This is a genomic window from Enterobacter sp. E14S (assembly GCF_055666685.1).
In genome coordinates this window covers 49,748-63,822 of the sequence record NZ_JBVODQ010000007.1, presented here as the reverse complement: position 1 = coordinate 63,822, position 14,075 = coordinate 49,748, and the positions used below count along the sequence as shown (strand labels likewise).

The 14,075-nt window shown below is 57.7% G+C and carries 15 protein-coding genes; 4 read left to right on the top strand and 11 right to left on the bottom strand.

What is annotated here, in order from left to right:
* Window positions 1–68 precede the first annotated feature (68 nt).
* A complete protein-coding gene (gene mutS / locus ACZ6J2_RS15100; protein ID WP_471726070.1) occupies window positions 69–2,630 on the top strand; it encodes a DNA mismatch repair protein MutS in 2,562 nt (853 codons plus the stop codon).
* 93 nt (window positions 2,631–2,723) lie between these two features.
* On the opposite strand, the gene ACZ6J2_RS15095 is transcribed toward mutS, so the two are convergent.
* Genes ACZ6J2_RS15095 through ACZ6J2_RS15085 form a run of 3 tightly spaced genes read right to left on the bottom strand, consistent with a single transcriptional unit; the run spans window position 2,724 to window position 4,975 of the window.
* Window positions 2,724–2,945 (bottom strand): non-oxidative hydroxyarylic acid decarboxylases subunit D, encoded by a 222-nt coding sequence (locus tag ACZ6J2_RS15095; protein ID WP_033146398.1) that lies wholly within the window; start codon window positions 2,943–2,945, stop codon window positions 2,724–2,726.
* A 10-nt stretch (window positions 2,946–2,955) separates the two neighbouring features.
* The gene (locus ACZ6J2_RS15090) at window positions 2,956–4,383 is read right to left on the bottom strand and encodes a non-oxidative hydroxyarylic acid decarboxylases subunit C (RefSeq protein WP_023308982.1); all 1,428 of its coding nucleotides are present in this window, start codon (window positions 4,381–4,383) and stop codon (window positions 2,956–2,958) included.
* Window positions 4,373–4,975, bottom strand: a complete 603-nt coding sequence (locus ACZ6J2_RS15085) for a non-oxidative hydroxyarylic acid decarboxylases subunit B (protein ID WP_023308983.1) — start codon at window positions 4,973–4,975, stop codon at window positions 4,373–4,375. Before ACZ6J2_RS15085 ends, ACZ6J2_RS15090 begins: the two co-directional genes overlap by 11 nt.
* A gap of 172 nt (window positions 4,976–5,147) precedes the next feature.
* On the opposite strand from ACZ6J2_RS15085, the gene ACZ6J2_RS15080 reads away from it, so the two are divergent.
* On the top strand, window positions 5,148–5,555 hold the full coding sequence (locus ACZ6J2_RS15080) for a MarR family winged helix-turn-helix transcriptional regulator (RefSeq protein ID WP_126303043.1): 408 nt from the start codon (window positions 5,148–5,150) through the stop codon (window positions 5,553–5,555).
* On the opposite strand, the gene ACZ6J2_RS15075 is transcribed toward ACZ6J2_RS15080, so the two are convergent.
* Window positions 5,552–6,439 carry a LysR family transcriptional regulator gene (locus ACZ6J2_RS15075; RefSeq protein WP_471726166.1) on the bottom strand — a complete coding sequence of 296 codons (888 nt, stop codon included), beginning with the start codon at window positions 6,437–6,439 and terminating at the stop codon, window positions 5,552–5,554. The genes ACZ6J2_RS15080 and ACZ6J2_RS15075 overlap by 4 nt on opposite strands.
* Before the next feature lie 108 nt (window positions 6,440–6,547).
* Between ACZ6J2_RS15075 and ACZ6J2_RS15070 the strand changes: the two genes are divergently transcribed.
* Together ACZ6J2_RS15070 and ACZ6J2_RS15065 are read left to right on the top strand one after the other, a co-directional pair.
* Window positions 6,548–7,750 (top strand): MFS transporter, encoded by a 1,203-nt coding sequence (locus tag ACZ6J2_RS15070; protein ID WP_471726068.1) that lies wholly within the window; start codon window positions 6,548–6,550, stop codon window positions 7,748–7,750.
* The gene (locus ACZ6J2_RS15065) at window positions 7,747–8,124 is read left to right on the top strand and encodes a DUF4440 domain-containing protein (protein ID WP_047059979.1); all 378 of its coding nucleotides are present in this window, start codon (window positions 7,747–7,749) and stop codon (window positions 8,122–8,124) included. Before ACZ6J2_RS15070 ends, ACZ6J2_RS15065 begins: the two co-directional genes overlap by 4 nt.
* Window positions 8,125–8,176: 52 nt before the next feature.
* On the opposite strand, the gene rpoS is transcribed toward ACZ6J2_RS15065, so the two are convergent.
* The 7 genes from rpoS to ispD form a co-directional block, all read right to left on the bottom strand.
* Window positions 8,177–9,169 (bottom strand): RNA polymerase sigma factor RpoS, encoded by a 993-nt coding sequence (gene rpoS, locus ACZ6J2_RS15060; RefSeq protein ID WP_008499600.1) that lies wholly within the window; start codon window positions 9,167–9,169, stop codon window positions 8,177–8,179.
* 59 nt (window positions 9,170–9,228) lie between these two features.
* A complete protein-coding gene (nlpD, locus tag ACZ6J2_RS15055; protein ID WP_126796371.1) occupies window positions 9,229–10,353 on the bottom strand; it encodes a murein hydrolase activator NlpD in 1,125 nt (374 codons plus the stop codon).
* Window positions 10,354–10,469: 116 nt separating this feature from the next.
* Window positions 10,470–11,096 (bottom strand): protein-L-isoaspartate(D-aspartate) O-methyltransferase, encoded by a 627-nt coding sequence (locus ACZ6J2_RS15050; RefSeq protein ID WP_023333224.1) that lies wholly within the window; start codon window positions 11,094–11,096, stop codon window positions 10,470–10,472.
* On the bottom strand, window positions 11,090–11,851 hold the full coding sequence (surE, locus tag ACZ6J2_RS15045) for a 5'/3'-nucleotidase SurE (protein ID WP_023333225.1): 762 nt from the start codon (window positions 11,849–11,851) through the stop codon (window positions 11,090–11,092). Before surE ends, ACZ6J2_RS15050 begins: the two co-directional genes overlap by 7 nt.
* Window positions 11,832–12,881, bottom strand: coding sequence for a tRNA pseudouridine(13) synthase TruD (truD, locus tag ACZ6J2_RS15040; RefSeq protein WP_471726067.1), 1,050 nt, complete (start codon window positions 12,879–12,881; stop codon window positions 11,832–11,834). Before truD ends, surE begins: the two co-directional genes overlap by 20 nt.
* Window positions 12,878–13,357, bottom strand: a complete 480-nt coding sequence (gene ispF / locus ACZ6J2_RS15035) for a 2-C-methyl-D-erythritol 2,4-cyclodiphosphate synthase (RefSeq protein ID WP_008499607.1) — start codon at window positions 13,355–13,357, stop codon at window positions 12,878–12,880. The genes truD and ispF overlap by 4 nt, the downstream gene beginning before the upstream one ends.
* A complete protein-coding gene (gene ispD / locus ACZ6J2_RS15030) occupies window positions 13,357–14,067 on the bottom strand; it encodes a 2-C-methyl-D-erythritol 4-phosphate cytidylyltransferase (RefSeq protein WP_039263357.1) in 711 nt (236 codons plus the stop codon). Before ispD ends, ispF begins: the two co-directional genes overlap by 1 nt.
* Window positions 14,068–14,075 lie beyond the last annotated feature (8 nt).

Below are 14,075 nucleotides of genomic sequence, written 5' to 3'. Positions count from 1 at the left end.
AGAAGGAACAAACGGCCATTGAGCCCATCAAAACGGTTTATTTTCAAAGAAATGGACATCATAACTCCATGAGCACAATCGACAATTTCGACGCACATACGCCGATGATGCAGCAGTATCTGAAGCTGAAAGCACAGCATCCGGAAATCCTGCTGTTTTACCGTATGGGCGATTTTTACGAGCTGTTTTATGACGATGCTAAGCGTGCATCGCAGCTGCTCGACATCTCGCTGACCAAACGTGGCGCATCGGCAGGCGAGCCCATTCCTATGGCAGGTATCCCGCACCACGCGGTAGAAAACTACCTGGCGAAGCTGGTGAATCAGGGCGAGTCCGTTGCCATCTGCGAACAGATCGGCGATCCGGCGACCTCAAAAGGCCCGGTGGAACGCAAAGTCGTGCGCATCGTTACGCCTGGCACCATCAGTGATGAAGCCCTGTTGCAGGAGCGCCAGGATAACCTGCTGGCAGCGCTGTGGCAGGACGGTAAAGGCTTTGGCTACGCGACGCTGGATATTAGCTCCGGACGTTTTCGTCTGAGTGAACCGGCTGACCGTGAAACGATGGCCGCCGAACTGCAGCGCACCAACCCGGCAGAATTGCTCTATGCCGAAGATTTCGCCGAAATGGCGCTGATTGAAGGTCGTCGCGGGTTGCGTCGTCGTCCGCTGTGGGAATTTGAAATTGATACCGCGCGCCAGCAGCTGAATCTGCAGTTTGGCACCCGCGATCTGATTGGCTTTGGCGTTGAAAACGCACCGCGCGGGCTGTGTGCGGCCGGTTGTCTCCTGCAGTACGTGAAAGATACCCAGCGCACCGCCCTGCCGCATATCCGCTCTATCACCATGGAGCGCCAACAGGACAGCATCATCATGGATGCCGCCACGCGCCGTAACCTGGAGATCACGCAGAACCTGGCGGGTGGCGTAGAAAATACGCTCGCGTCGGTCCTCGACAGTACGGTAACGCCAATGGGCAGCCGCATGCTGAAACGCTGGCTGCATATGCCGATCCGCAATACCGAGACGCTGGTTTGCCGTCAGCAGACGATTGCCGCGTTGCAGGATCGCTATACCGAACTGCAGCCGGTTCTGCGCCAGGTGGGCGATCTGGAGCGTATCCTTGCGCGTCTGGCACTGCGAACAGCACGACCACGCGATCTCGCGCGGATGCGTCATGCTTTCCAGCAGCTGCCGGAACTGCGTGCGCAGCTGAGTGACGTTGGCAGTGCGCCGGTACAGAAACTCCGCGAAACCATGGGCGAATTTACCGAGCTTCGCGAACTGCTGGAGCGCGCTATTATCGATGCGCCTCCGGTTCTGGTGCGTGATGGCGGCGTGATTGCCCCAGGCTACAACGAGGAGCTGGACGAATGGCGCGCGCTGGCCGACGGTGCGACGGACTACCTCGATAAGCTGGAAATCCGCGAGCGCGAGCGTCTAGGGCTCGACACACTGAAAGTGGGATATAACGCGGTACACGGTTACTACATTCAGATTAGCCGCGGGCAGAGCCACCTGGCGCCGATTCACTACGTGCGTCGCCAGACGTTGAAAAACGCCGAACGCTACATCATTCCTGAACTGAAAGAGTACGAAGACAAAGTCCTCACCTCGAAAGGCAAGGCGCTGGCCCTGGAAAAACAACTGTATGACGAGCTGTTCGACATGCTGATGCCGCACCTGGGCGACCTGCAGCAGAGCGCCAGCGCGCTGGCGGAGCTGGACGTGCTGGTGAATCTGGCAGAACGCGCTGAAACGCTGAACTACACCTGCCCGACCTTTACCGATAAGCCTGGCATTCGCATAACCGAAGGCCGTCACCCGGTGGTAGAACAGGTGCTGAACGAACCGTTCATCGCCAACCCGCTGAGCCTGTCACCGCAGAGAAGAATGTTGATCATTACCGGTCCAAACATGGGCGGTAAGAGTACCTATATGCGTCAGACGGCGCTGATTGCGCTGCTCGCGTATATCGGCAGCTACGTCCCGGCGCAAAACGTGGAGATTGGCCCCATCGACCGCATCTTTACCCGCGTTGGGGCAGCGGACGATCTGGCGAGCGGTCGCTCAACCTTCATGGTCGAGATGACCGAAACGGCAAACATTCTGCATAACGCAACGGAGCACAGCCTGGTGCTAATGGACGAAGTCGGACGCGGAACGTCAACCTATGATGGTCTGTCGCTGGCATGGGCCTGTGCGGAAAGCCTTGCGAATAAAATCAAGGCCATGACGCTTTTTGCCACCCATTATTTCGAACTGACGCAGCTGCCGGAGAAAATGGAAGGGGTTGCGAACGTTCATCTGGATGCGCTGGAGCACAGCGATACCATTGCCTTCATGCACACGGTGCAGGATGGCGCGGCGAGTAAGAGCTATGGCCTGGCCGTCGCGGCGCTGGCTGGCGTACCGAAAGAGGTGATCAAGCGCGCGCGTCAGAAACTGCGTGAGCTGGAAAGCCTGTCACCGAATGCGGCGGCGACGCAGATTGATGGTACGCAGATGTCGCTGCTGGTGCCTGCGGAAGAGACGTCGCCTGCGGTGGAAGCGCTGGAGAACCTCGACCCGGATTCGCTGACGCCGCGTCAGGCGCTGGAGTGGATTTACAGGTTGAAGAGTCTGGTTTAGTTTTCTGCGGTCTGTTTTGTCGGGTGGCGGCTTCGCCTTACCCGACCTACAAACCCTGTACGCCCGGTAAGCGCTGCGCCACCGGGCTTTTTTTTACAGCAGCGGCGGGATCGTCGGCACCTGCGGCGCCTCGTCAATATCCTTCTGCGTCATGCGGAACGCTTCCGGGTAATGCTCGCGGCTGGTACGGCGCAGCGGTTCAGTATTACGCCAGGTATACAAACAATGCTGGCACTGGTAAACGGTCCAGACCCCTTTTACCGGCGACGTCGCCATCACTTCAATATGCTCATCGGCACAACGTGGACAAATCATCTTTTCCTCCTTATTGACGTGCTGCCAGCATCGCGGTCAGTTTTTCAGCCCAGGCTTTGGTTTCAGGCAGATCCTGTACCGGCTGGCTGTAGTGACCCCGGGTGTCCGGCGCGACAGGCGTGGTGGCATCGATAATCAGTTTGTCGGTAATGCCCGCCGGGCTGGAACCAGGATCGAGTTCAAGGACCGACATGTTCGGCAGTTGCACCAGATCTCCTGCCGGGTTCACTTTCGACGACAGCGCCCACATCACCTGCGGAAGGTTGAACGGATCGACATCCTCGTCCACCATGATTACCATCTTCACGTAGCCCAGGCCGTGCGGCGTGGTCATGGCGCGTAAACCCACCGCGCGGGCAAAACCGCCGTAGCGTTTTTTGGTGGAGATAATCGCCAGCAGACCATGGGTGTACATCGCGTTCACCGCCTGCACTTCCGGGAATTCCGCTTTCAGCTGCTGGTAGAGCGGCACGCAGGTAGCCGGTCCCATCAGATAGTCAATCTCGGTCCACGGCATGCCGAGATAGAGCGACTCAAAAATCGGTTTGGTGCGGTAAGAGACTTTGTCGATACGAACCACCGTCATGTTACGACCACCGGAATAGTGTCCGGTAAACTCGCCAAAAGGCCCTTCGATTTCACGCTTGCGCCCCTCGATCACCCCTTCCAGGATCACTTCAGAACCCCAGGGCACATCGAAGCCGGTCAGCGGCGCGGTGGCAATCGGGTACGGGCTTTCACGCAGCGCGCCGGCCATTTCATACTCGGACTGATCGTACTTCAGCGGCGTGGCGCCCATCAGGGTGATGATCGGGTCGTTGCCCAGCGTAATCGCTATCGGCAGGTCTTCACCGCGCTCTTCCGCTTTATGCAGATGCAGAGCGATATCGTGCATCGGAACCGGCTGAAGGCCGAGCTTGCGCTTGCCCTTCACTTCCATGCGGTAGATCCCGACATTCTGCTTGCCGAAGTGGTCCGGGTCGAGCGGGTCGCGCGAGACAACGCACGCTTTATCGAGATAAAAACCGCCGTCACCGTCGTTCAGGCGAAACAGCGGCAGGATATCGAACAGGTTAATGTCTTCTCCGTCCACCGTATTCTGCGCCCAGGCCGGGTTAGCGCGGCGCTCCGGTGTGACGGGGAATTTATCCCAGCGGCGGATAAACTCATCGATCTGTTTTTTTACCGGAGTGTTCGCAGGGAGCCCCATCGAAATGGCGTGGTTCTGCCAGGAGCCGATGGTGTTCATCACCACGCGGGCATCGGTAAAGCCACGAATGTTGTCGAACCACAGCGCGGGCGCGCCGTCGCCAATGCGGCCGGTCGCGTTGGCTGCCGCCGCCAGATCGGGCTCGGCGTTAACCTCTTCCTCAATTTTCAGCAATTGCCCTTGCTCATCGAGCGCCTGGAGGAAGCTTCTCAAATCATCAAATGCCATCTTTATTCTCCTGTGCAAAATGTTTCGCCTCCCGCAGCCCGTTCCAGCGGCGCGCCTTTTTATGCTCCAGACCGAACTGGTCGAGCACGCGGGTCACGATGTGCTGGGTAATGTCATCGGCAGTTTGCGGGTGGTTGTAATACGCAGGCATGGGCGGCACCATCGCCACGCCCATGCGGGAAAGTGCGAGCATGTTCTCAAGATGAATGGTGCTGAGCGGCGTTTCACGTGGAACCAGCACCAGCTTGCGCCCCTCTTTCAGCACAACGTCAGCCGCGCGTCCCACCAGCCCCTCGGCGTAGCCCGCGCGGATCCCCGCGAGCGTTTTCATGCTGCAGGGAATGACGATCATGCCGTCGGTGCGAAACGAGCCGGAGGAGATGGTGGCGGCCTGGTCAGCCGGACTGTGGACAACGTCAGCCAGGGCAGCAACGTCCTGCGCGGTGTAGGGCGTTTCAAGCTCAATGGTGGTTTTTGCCCACTTAGACATCACCAGATGCGTCTCCACCTCCGGCATTTCCCGCAGCGCCTGCAGCAGCGCCACGCCCAGCGGTGCGCCCGTAGCCCCCGTCATTCCCACTATCAATCTCATTCATCACCTCAATATTTTGTTCGTGTACGAACATTATAAATAAGCTACTCCAGGATCGTTTACCTGACAAGATCGTTCGCATACGATCACACGAATGGCTAAAAGATGCCGCGTTAAAATTGAGAGCAATAGCGGCTATCATAGGGGAGAGATTTTTTCCGTCGGAGTGTTCATGGAACTAAGACAAGAGGCGTTCCACCTGTTACGTCAGCTTTTTCAACAGCATACCGCGCAGTGGCAACATGCCTTACCGGAACTGACCAAGCCACAGTATGCGGTGATGCGCTCTATTGCCGAGCATCCGGGTATTGAACAGGTGGCATTGACCGAAGTGGCGGTCAGCACGAAAGCAACCCTGGCGGAGATGCTCAGCCGCATGGAGGCGCGCGGGCTGGTGAAACGCAAGCACGATCCGGCCGACAAGCGCCGCCGGTTTGTCTTTCTGACGCCAGAAGGTGAAGCCCTGCTTGCTGGCTGTAAACCGGTTGGCAACGAGGTGGATGAGGCGTTTTTAGGACGTCTTAACAAGGCCGAGCGCGAGCAGTTCTCTGCGCTCATCAAAAAGATGATGCACGATTAATTCACGCTGGTGTGCATAAAATCGATAAACGTGCGCACCTTCGCTGACACATGCCGGGCATCAGGATAAACCGCATATATGCCCTGCTGCGCAAAGGTATATCCCGGTAAAACCGGGACCAGTTTTCCCGCATCAAGCGCATCGCGCGCCAGCCATTCCGGCAGTAACGCCACACCTCCGCCAGCAAGTGCAAAGGCCATAAGAGCCTGCGCGCTGTCGGCAAACAGGCGCGGCGCTTTTTTTATCTCCAGCGTTTCAGGCGCACCGCTGGCATCCTTCACCTGCCAGCGCAGCGGCGAGGCCAGGCGCTCGTGAATAATCCAGTCGGCGTGGGCCAGCTGCGCAAGCGTTTCGATCGGATAGTTAACTAGCCACCCGGGCGCCGCGACGGGGAGAATGGAGAAGTGCGCAATCAGCGCGGCGTGGTTGCGCGAATCGGCAAGCGTTCCCAGCCGGATAGCTACGTCAAAGCGCTCCGAGATAAGGTCGGCGTGCAGGGACGACGAAACGTGCCGCACGCGAAGATCCGGGTGCTGCTGGCTAAACCTGGCCAGCAGCGGCACCACCACCTGTGAGCCATACTCGGGCGTAGTCGTGATCCGCAGTTCGCCAGTGAGCCCTGCATGATTCGCGCGGACATCATCCTGCAGCCGTTCCGCATCCTTCAGAAGCGCCACGCTGCGCTGATGAAATAGCGCGCCCGCCTCGGTTAACGTCAGGCGGCGGGTCGAGCGCAGCAGCAGCGTAACGCCCAGCTCATCTTCAAGCTGGCGAATATTGAAACTGACCACGGCTTTTGTCAGCCCCATAGCCTCGGCTGCGGCAGTGAAACTGCCGGTGTCGGCCACCGCGACAAACATCTGAGCCCGCTGCAGGTTAATCATCATCACGCCTTTTACTGTCAAAATTTTTTTGACAGTATATCGCGCTTTGTCAGGTTTATCCGTGCTTCCCGGATCGATACGATACGCCACCTCACCGGAGGATCCACCATGACGTATCGCAGCAAAGTCGCCGTTGTTTATCTGCTGGGCTTTTTTCTTGATTTGATCAATATGTTCATTGCCAGCGTCGCGTTCCCGGCAATGGCTCACGCCTTTAACACCACGCCTTCAGCCCTAGCCTGGGTCAGTAACGGATACATTGCCGGCCTGACGCTGGTGATCCCGTTCAGCAGCGTGCTCGCGCGCCGCATCGGGCCAAAGCGCGTCATCCTGCTCTCGCTTTTTCTGTTCAGCGCAGCCTCCGCAGCGGCGGGCCTGTCTGCAACGCTTGAAGGTCTGATCGCCTGGCGAGTACTCCAGGGCGTGGGAGGAGGCTTACTGATCCCCGTCGGACAGGCGCTGACCTGGCAACAATTTAAGCCTCACGAGCGGGCCCGACTCTCCTCGGCGGTGATGCTGGTCGCGCTGCTTGCCCCGGCCAGCTCCCCTGCTATCGGAGGCCTGCTGGTGCAGACGCTCAGCTGGCGATGGATATTTTTCGCCACGCTACCGGTCGCTGTCGTGACCTTTGTTTTGGCCTGCCTGTGGCTTAAACACGAAATGCCCGCGATGAAAGCGGCCAGACTGCTAAACCTGTCGTTGCTCGCGGACCCGCTCTTGCGTTTTTCCATGCTTGTCTATATCTGCTTACCCGGCATGTTTATTGGGGTGAACGTCACGGGCATGTTTTATCTTCAGCACGTGGCGAACATGAGCCCAGCCGCAACGGGGATGCTCATGCTGCCGTGGTCCGTGGCATCGTTTATCGCCATCACGGCAACGGGACGCTATTTTAACCGCATCGGCCCCCGACCGCTGATCGTCATCGGCTGCCTGCTGCAGGCGACGGGTATTCTGCTTTTGATTAACGTCAGTTCGGCTACGCTGCTACCTGCCGTTGCGTTTACCTTAATGGGCGCGGGGGGAAGCCTGTGCAGCAGTACGGCTCAAAGCAGCGCTTTTCTGACGACGCGCCGGGAAGAGATGCCGGATGCCAGCGCGCTGTGGAATCTTAATCGTCAGCTGAGCTTTTTTGCCGGTGCCCTGCTGCTGGCGCAGGCGCTGAACCTGGCGCAGGCCTGGCTGACACCACTCGCCGCCTGGCACGGGATGTTTATTTTTGCCGCAGGCATGACCCTGCTGCCTGTACCGTACGTTTTTCGTCTTAACAATACGCAGGTGCTCACCCAGCTGCGACAGGAGAATTCATGACGCCTTTCGAACACGACATTATCGACCTCCACATTGCGCTTGAAGACTGGTTAGGCAAAGGTGAAGGTGATCCCGACGCCCTGCTCGCCCGCTTCAGCCCAGATTTTCTGATGATCCCGCCGGGCGGTGTTCAGATCGACTATATCGGTCTTGCCAGTTTTCTGGAAAATCAGCGCGGAAGCCGTCCAGGACTGAAGATCGTCATTGACGAATTATCCACGATCCAGCGCTGGGATCGTGGCGCGGTGCTCCACTACCGGGAGACGCAAACCCGGCCGGACCTGCCCGTCAACGTGCGCTGGTCAACCGCGGTGCTCAATCAGGAAGGCGATCGGATAGTGTGGCGTCTGCTGCACGAAACGGCTAAGCCGTAGCGCAAAAGAAAAAGGCCCGTCTCACGACGGGCCTTTTTTGACGAAAGGTTGCTTATTCGCGGAACAGCGCTTCGATATTCAGACCTTGCCCCTGCAGGATTTCACGCAGGCGGCGCAGACCTTCAACCTGAATCTGACGAACACGTTCACGGGTCAGGCCAATTTCGCGGCCGACGTCTTCCAGTGTCGCAGCTTCATACCCCAGTAAACCGAAACGACGTGCCAGCACTTCACGCTGTTTGGCGTTCAGTTCGAACAGCCATTTGACGATGCTCTGCTTCATGTCATCGTCCTGCGTGGTGTCTTCCGGACCGTTGTCTTTTTCATCGGCCAGGATGTCCAGCAGCGCTTTTTCGGAGTCGCCACCCAGCGGGGTGTCAACGGAGGTAATGCGCTCGTTGAGACGCAGCATACGGCTTACGTCATCAACCGGTTTATCGAGTTGCTCAGCAATCTCTTCTGCGCTTGGCTCGTGGTCCAGTTTATGGGACAACTCGCGTGCGGTACGCAGATAAACGTTCAACTCTTTGACGATGTGAATCGGCAGGCGGATCGTACGGGTCTGGTTCATAATAGCCCGTTCGATGGTCTGACGAATCCACCAGGTCGCGTAGGTTGAGAAACGGAACCCGCGTTCCGGGTCAAACTTCTCAACTGCGCGGATGAGACCTAAGTTGCCCTCTTCAATCAGATCCAGCAGAGCCAGACCACGATTGCCGTAACGGCGGGCAATTTTCACGACCAGTCGCAGGTTACTTTCAATCATGCGACGACGCGAGGCGACATCACCACGCAAAGCACGACGTGCGAAATAGACTTCTTCTTCGGCCGTTAGCAGTGGGGAGTAACCAATCTCCCCAAGGTAAAGCTGAGTCGCGTCCAGTACACGCTGTGTGGCGCCCTGCGATAACAGCTCTTCTTCAGCCAAATCGTTATCACTGGGTTCCTCTTCTACTAAGGCTTTTTCGTCAAAAGCCTCTACTCCGTTCTCATCAAATTCCGCGTCTTCATTTAAATCATGAACTTTCAGCGTATTCTGACTCATAAGGTGGCTCCTACCCGTGATCCCTGAACGAGACACCCTGGCTGGCATGCCCCGTCAAATTATCGCTGCGGCAAATACTGCAGCGGGTTTACGGATTTCCCCTTGTAACGAATTTCAAAATGCAAGCGTGTAGAACTGGTTCCGGTGCTACCCATGGTAGCGATTTTTTGCCCCGCCTTAACTTCTTGTTGTTCCCGGACCAGCATTGTGTCGTTATGGGCGTAGGCACTCAGGTAATCATCGTTATGTTTGATGATAATAAGATTACCGTAACCGCGCAGAGCGTTACCGGCATACACAACGCGCCCGTCTGCGGTCGCGATGATAGCCTGTCCTTTACTCCCTGCGATATCGATCCCTTTATTTCCCCCTTCGGAGGAAGAGAAGTTCTCGATAACCTTGCCGTCAGTTGGCCAGCGCCATGCAGAGATTGGCGAACTGGAGGTCATACTGCTGGCAGTCGGTTCAGTAGAGCTAACCACAGGTGCCGTCACCGGTGCTGTGACAACAGTCGCAGTCCCTTTATTATTCGGCAACATTTTGTTAGCAGTCTGATCACCTGAATCCTCAGAATACGTAATTACAGGTTGTGAAGCAACCACCGTGGTGGATTTTTGTGCAGGCTTAACGCTGTTATTTTGAGCCGTCACATCGGCCGCTGAAACGGTGTTGCCAGGCGTAAGCGGCGTGCCCGTCGCGTTGCCAACCTGGAGCGTTTGCCCCACTTCCAGACCATACGGGGCCTGGACGTTATTGCGCTGCGCGAGGTCACGGAAATCGTTCCCGGTGATCCACGCAATGTAGAACAGCGTATCCCCGCGTTTCACGGTATAGGTGCTGCCACCGGTATAGCTGCCTTTCGGAATGTTCCCATACTGACGGTTATAGACTATGCGGCCATTTTGGGTCTGAACAGGCTGTTCCACTGGCTGAATCTGCGTCGGCTGCGTCATTGGACGCTGAACCGGCTGGATTGGCGGATTTTGTTGCGCCGTAGAGGTACCCATTTTAGGCGGAGGAGTGATCAACATTCCGCTGGACGTGTTACCCGAGCTGCTGTTTCCGCCGACAGAACTGACGGGCGCAGGCGCGTTGTTAGAACTTGTACAGCCTGCCAGCCAGAGCGAAACCAGTGATAATGCCGCAACACGGCTGATGGTGAATTTAGGGCTTCCCGCGCTCATTTATCCCCCAGGAATGTGTTAACTACCAGTGACTTAAAATTTACCGTGATGGCACGAATCTTTCGCGCCACACCATACGCTGAATTTGCCTTAATAACCCTGGATAATTCCGAGTCTCAGGCCAACTCCCCCTTTACCAGAGGCACAAAGCGCACGGCTTCCACGGTGTCGATAATAAACTCGCCGCCGCGCCGACGAACGCGCTTCAAAAGCTGCTGCTCGTCCCCGACGGGCAGAACAAGAATGCCCCCCTCATCCAGCTGCGACAACAGGGCCGCAGGAATTTCAGGCGGGGCCGCCGTCACGATGATCGCGTCAAACGGCGCGCGCGCCTTCCAACCCTGCCATCCATCACCGTGTCGTGTCGAAACATTGTGTAAATCAAGTTGTTTCAGGCGACGACGCGCCTGCCACTGTAAACCTTTAATCCGCTCAACGGAGCATACATGATGAACCAGATGCGCCAGGATCGCGGTTTGATACCCCGACCCGGTGCCAATCTCCAGCACGCGGGAGTCAGGCGTCAGCTCCAGCAGCTCCGTCATGCGCGCCACCATGTAAGGCTGCGAAATCGTCTGGCCCTGTCCGATGGGCAGCGCCACGTTTTCCCACGCTTTGTGTTCAAACGCCTCGTCTACAAATTTCTCACGCGGAACCTGAGCAAGCGCTTCAAGCACGTGCTCGTCGCGGATCCCCTGCGCGCGGAGTTGTTCCAGAAGAGTTTGTACACGTTTGTTTACCATTGCGCGTTCACTCCTGCGCGATCCAGCCAGCCCGACACCACATCATGCGCGCTATACGCGGTTAAATCTACGTGCAGCGGGGTAACCGAAACATAGCCTTCCTCCACGGCGGCAAAGTCGGTATCCGGACCCGCATCGCACTTATCGCCGGGAGGGCCAATCCAGTAAAGCGTGTTGCCGCGAGGATCCTGCTGCGGGATGACCTGATCGGCAGGGTGTCGACTCCCGCAACGGGTGACGCGAATGCCTTTAATTTCATCGAGAGGAAGATCCGGCACGTTGATGTTGAGGATGCGTCCGGTACGCAACGGCTCGCGGCCGAGCGCCCGCAGGATCGAACAAGTCACCGCGGCGGCGGTGTCGTAATGCGTGTGGCCGTTTAACGAGACCGCCAGCGCCGGGAACCCAAGATGGCGCCCTTCCATTGCGGCCGCCACGGTACCGGAGTAAATCACGTCATCGCCGAGGTTAGGACCGGCGTTAATGCCGGAGACGACAATATCCGGACGCGGTCGCATCAGCGCGTTCACGCCCAAAAAAACGCAGTCGGTTGGCGTGCCCATCTGCACGGCAATATCGCCATTTTCAAAGGTAAAGGTGCGAAGCGACGACTCCAGCGTCAGAGAGTTAGACGCTCCACTGCGGTTACGATCGGGTGCCACGACCTGCACGTCCGCGAATTCGCGGAGGTGTTTCGCCAGGGTCTGAATGCCTGGCGCGTGGATCCCGTCATCGTTACTCAGCAATATTCGCATAATCACCCGAGGTGTTGATAAGTTCCCTGACAACACTGGTGGCAAAGCTACCTGCCGGTAGCCAGAAGCGTAACTCGACGGTCACGTCATCCCACCAGTTCCAGCTTAACTGCTGCGGATAGAGCAGCATCGCGCGGCGTGCCGCCTCGACTTTTTCCCGCACCAGCAAGGATTGCAATTCTGGCGCATCCGCTACGGCTAACTGCTCGGCAGCCCGCGCGTCGCCCTGCGTTCCCCACTCGCCCGTACCCGGCAGCGCGGCGGTAATCATCAGCGCTTTTGCGTCCACGCGCGACTGCACATCGGCCATTTCTTCGGCCGTTGCCACAAACCAGCTTCCGCGTCCCGCTAATTGTAGCGCATCGCCAACAACAACTTGATTCGCGTCCGGTTTTTTCAGCCTTTCGCTCACAATCTGATTAAACAACGCGCTGCGGGCCGCCGACAACCAAAAACTGCGTTTATTCCTGTCGCGCACCGGGGCATCGCTTTGCGCCCAGCGCAGCGCGCCCTGCAGGTTGCTGCCGCCAATGCCAAAGCGCTGCGCGCCAAAGTAGTTCGGTACACCGCGTTCACTGATAGCGTTCAGACGTTTTTCAACGTCTTCGCGGTGAGACACTTCACGCAGAACCAGCGTAAAGTCGTTCCCCTTCAACGCCCCCAGACGCAGTTTGCGCTTGTGGCGGGCGAATTCCAGTACCTTACAGCCTTCAAGCTCAAATTTGCTTAAATCAGGCATCGTATTGCCGGGAACGCGCGCGCAGAGCCACTGTTCCGTGACGGCGTGTTTATCTTTCTGTCCGGCAAAGCTCACTTCGCGGGCATGAATTTTGAGGAATTTTGCCAGCGCGTCGGCCACAAAGCGGGTATTGCAGCCATTTTTCAGAATACGCACCAGGATATGTTCGCCTTCGCCATCCGGCTCAAAGCCCAGATCCTCCACCACGAGGAAATCTTCCGGGCTGGCTTTCAGCACCCCGTTCCCCTGCGGTTTACCGTGCAGGTATGTCAGGTTGTCGAAGTCTGTCATTTGCTCGCCTTAACCAGCAGCGCCACGGCTTCACAGGCAATTCCTTCTCCACGCCCGGTAAAGCCCAGCTTCTCGGTCGTCGTCGCTTTAACGTTCACGTCGTCCATATGGCAGCCCAGATCTTCTGCAATAAACACGCGCATCTGCGGAATATGCGGCAGCATTTTCGGGGCCTGGGCAATAATCGTCACGTCGACGTTGCCGAGGGTGTAGCCTTTCGCCTGAATGCGGCGCCACGCTTCGCGCAGCAGTTCGCGGCTGTCCGCCCCTTTAAATGCCGGGTCGGTGTCCGGGAACAGCTTGCCGATATCGCCCAGCGCGGCAGCGCCCAACAGCGCGTCGGTCAGCGCATGCAGTGCCACGTCGCCATCAGAATGCGCCAGCAGTCCTTTTTCATAGGGAATGCGCACGCCGCCAATGATAATTGGGCCTTCTCCGCCAAAGGCGTGTACATCAAAACCGTGTCCAATTCGCATTATGCCTTCTCCTGATGGGTCGAACGGGTAAGATAAAATTCCGCAAGCTGTAAATCTTCCGGACGCGTCACTTTAATATTATCAGCGCGTCCTTCAACAAGCTCAGGGTGGAAACCGCAATACTCCAGCGCGGAGGCTTCGTCCGTGATGGTCGCACCTTCTTTAAGCGCTCGCGTCAGGCAGTCGTGGAGTAATTCGCGGGGGAAAAATTGTGGCGTCAGCGCGTGCCATAAATCGACGCGATCGACGGTGTGGGCGATAGCCTGTTTGCCCGGCTCGGCGCGCTTCATGGTGTCGCGCACCGGCGCCGCCAGAATCCCACCGACCTTGCTTGTTTCGCTCAGCGCCAGCAGGCGCGCAAGATCGTCCTGATGCAGGCACGGACGCGCTGCGTCATGTACCAGCACCCACGGCGCGTTTCCGGCGGCCTGAATGCCCGCCAGCACGGAATCGGCGCGTTCGGCGCCACCGTCAACGACGGTAATATGTGGATGATTTGCCAGCGGCAGCTGCGCGAAGCGCGCATCGCCAGGGCTGATAGCGATGATCACACGCGTCACCCGCGGGTGCGCCAGCAGCGCCGCCACGGCGTGCTCGAGGATCGTTTTATCGCCAATAGAGAGGTACTGCTTGGGACATTCTGTCTGCATGCGCCGGCCAAAACCTGCGGCCGGCACCACGGCGCATACGTCCGAAAAAGTTACTGCCATGTCGTAAT

What these genes read in the sequence shown, in the direction of transcription:
- mutS (WP_471726070.1), top strand. Translation starts at nt 69, where the DNA reads ATGAGCACAATCGACAATTTCGACGCACATACGCCGATGATGCAGCAG.
- ACZ6J2_RS15095 (WP_033146398.1), bottom strand. Translation starts at nt 2,945, where the DNA reads ATGATTTGTCCACGTTGTGCCGATGAGCATATTGAAGTGATGGCGACG.
- ACZ6J2_RS15090 (WP_023308982.1), bottom strand. Translation starts at nt 4,383, where the DNA reads ATGGCATTTGATGATTTGAGAAGCTTCCTCCAGGCGCTCGATGAGCAA.
- ACZ6J2_RS15085 (WP_023308983.1), bottom strand. Translation starts at nt 4,975, where the DNA reads ATGAGATTGATAGTGGGAATGACGGGGGCTACGGGCGCACCGCTGGGC.
- ACZ6J2_RS15080 (WP_126303043.1), top strand. Translation starts at nt 5,148, where the DNA reads ATGGAACTAAGACAAGAGGCGTTCCACCTGTTACGTCAGCTTTTTCAA.
- ACZ6J2_RS15075 (WP_471726166.1), bottom strand. Translation starts at nt 6,439, where the DNA reads ATGATTAACCTGCAGCGGGCTCAGATGTTTGTCGCGGTGGCCGACACC.
- ACZ6J2_RS15070 (WP_471726068.1), top strand. Translation starts at nt 6,548, where the DNA reads ATGACGTATCGCAGCAAAGTCGCCGTTGTTTATCTGCTGGGCTTTTTT.
- ACZ6J2_RS15065 (WP_047059979.1), top strand. Translation starts at nt 7,747, where the DNA reads ATGACGCCTTTCGAACACGACATTATCGACCTCCACATTGCGCTTGAA.
- rpoS (WP_008499600.1), bottom strand. Translation starts at nt 9,169, where the DNA reads ATGAGTCAGAATACGCTGAAAGTTCATGATTTAAATGAAGACGCGGAA.
- nlpD (WP_126796371.1), bottom strand. Translation starts at nt 10,353, where the DNA reads ATGAGCGCGGGAAGCCCTAAATTCACCATCAGCCGTGTTGCGGCATTA.
- ACZ6J2_RS15050 (WP_023333224.1), bottom strand. Translation starts at nt 11,096, where the DNA reads ATGGTAAACAAACGTGTACAAACTCTTCTGGAACAACTCCGCGCGCAG.
- surE (WP_023333225.1), bottom strand. Translation starts at nt 11,851, where the DNA reads ATGCGAATATTGCTGAGTAACGATGACGGGATCCACGCGCCAGGCATT.
- truD (WP_471726067.1), bottom strand. Translation starts at nt 12,881, where the DNA reads ATGACAGACTTCGACAACCTGACATACCTGCACGGTAAACCGCAGGGG.
- ispF (WP_008499607.1), bottom strand. Translation starts at nt 13,357, where the DNA reads ATGCGAATTGGACACGGTTTTGATGTACACGCCTTTGGCGGAGAAGGC.
- ispD (WP_039263357.1), bottom strand. Translation starts at nt 14,067, where the DNA reads ATGGCAGTAACTTTTTCGGACGTATGCGCCGTGGTGCCGGCCGCAGGT.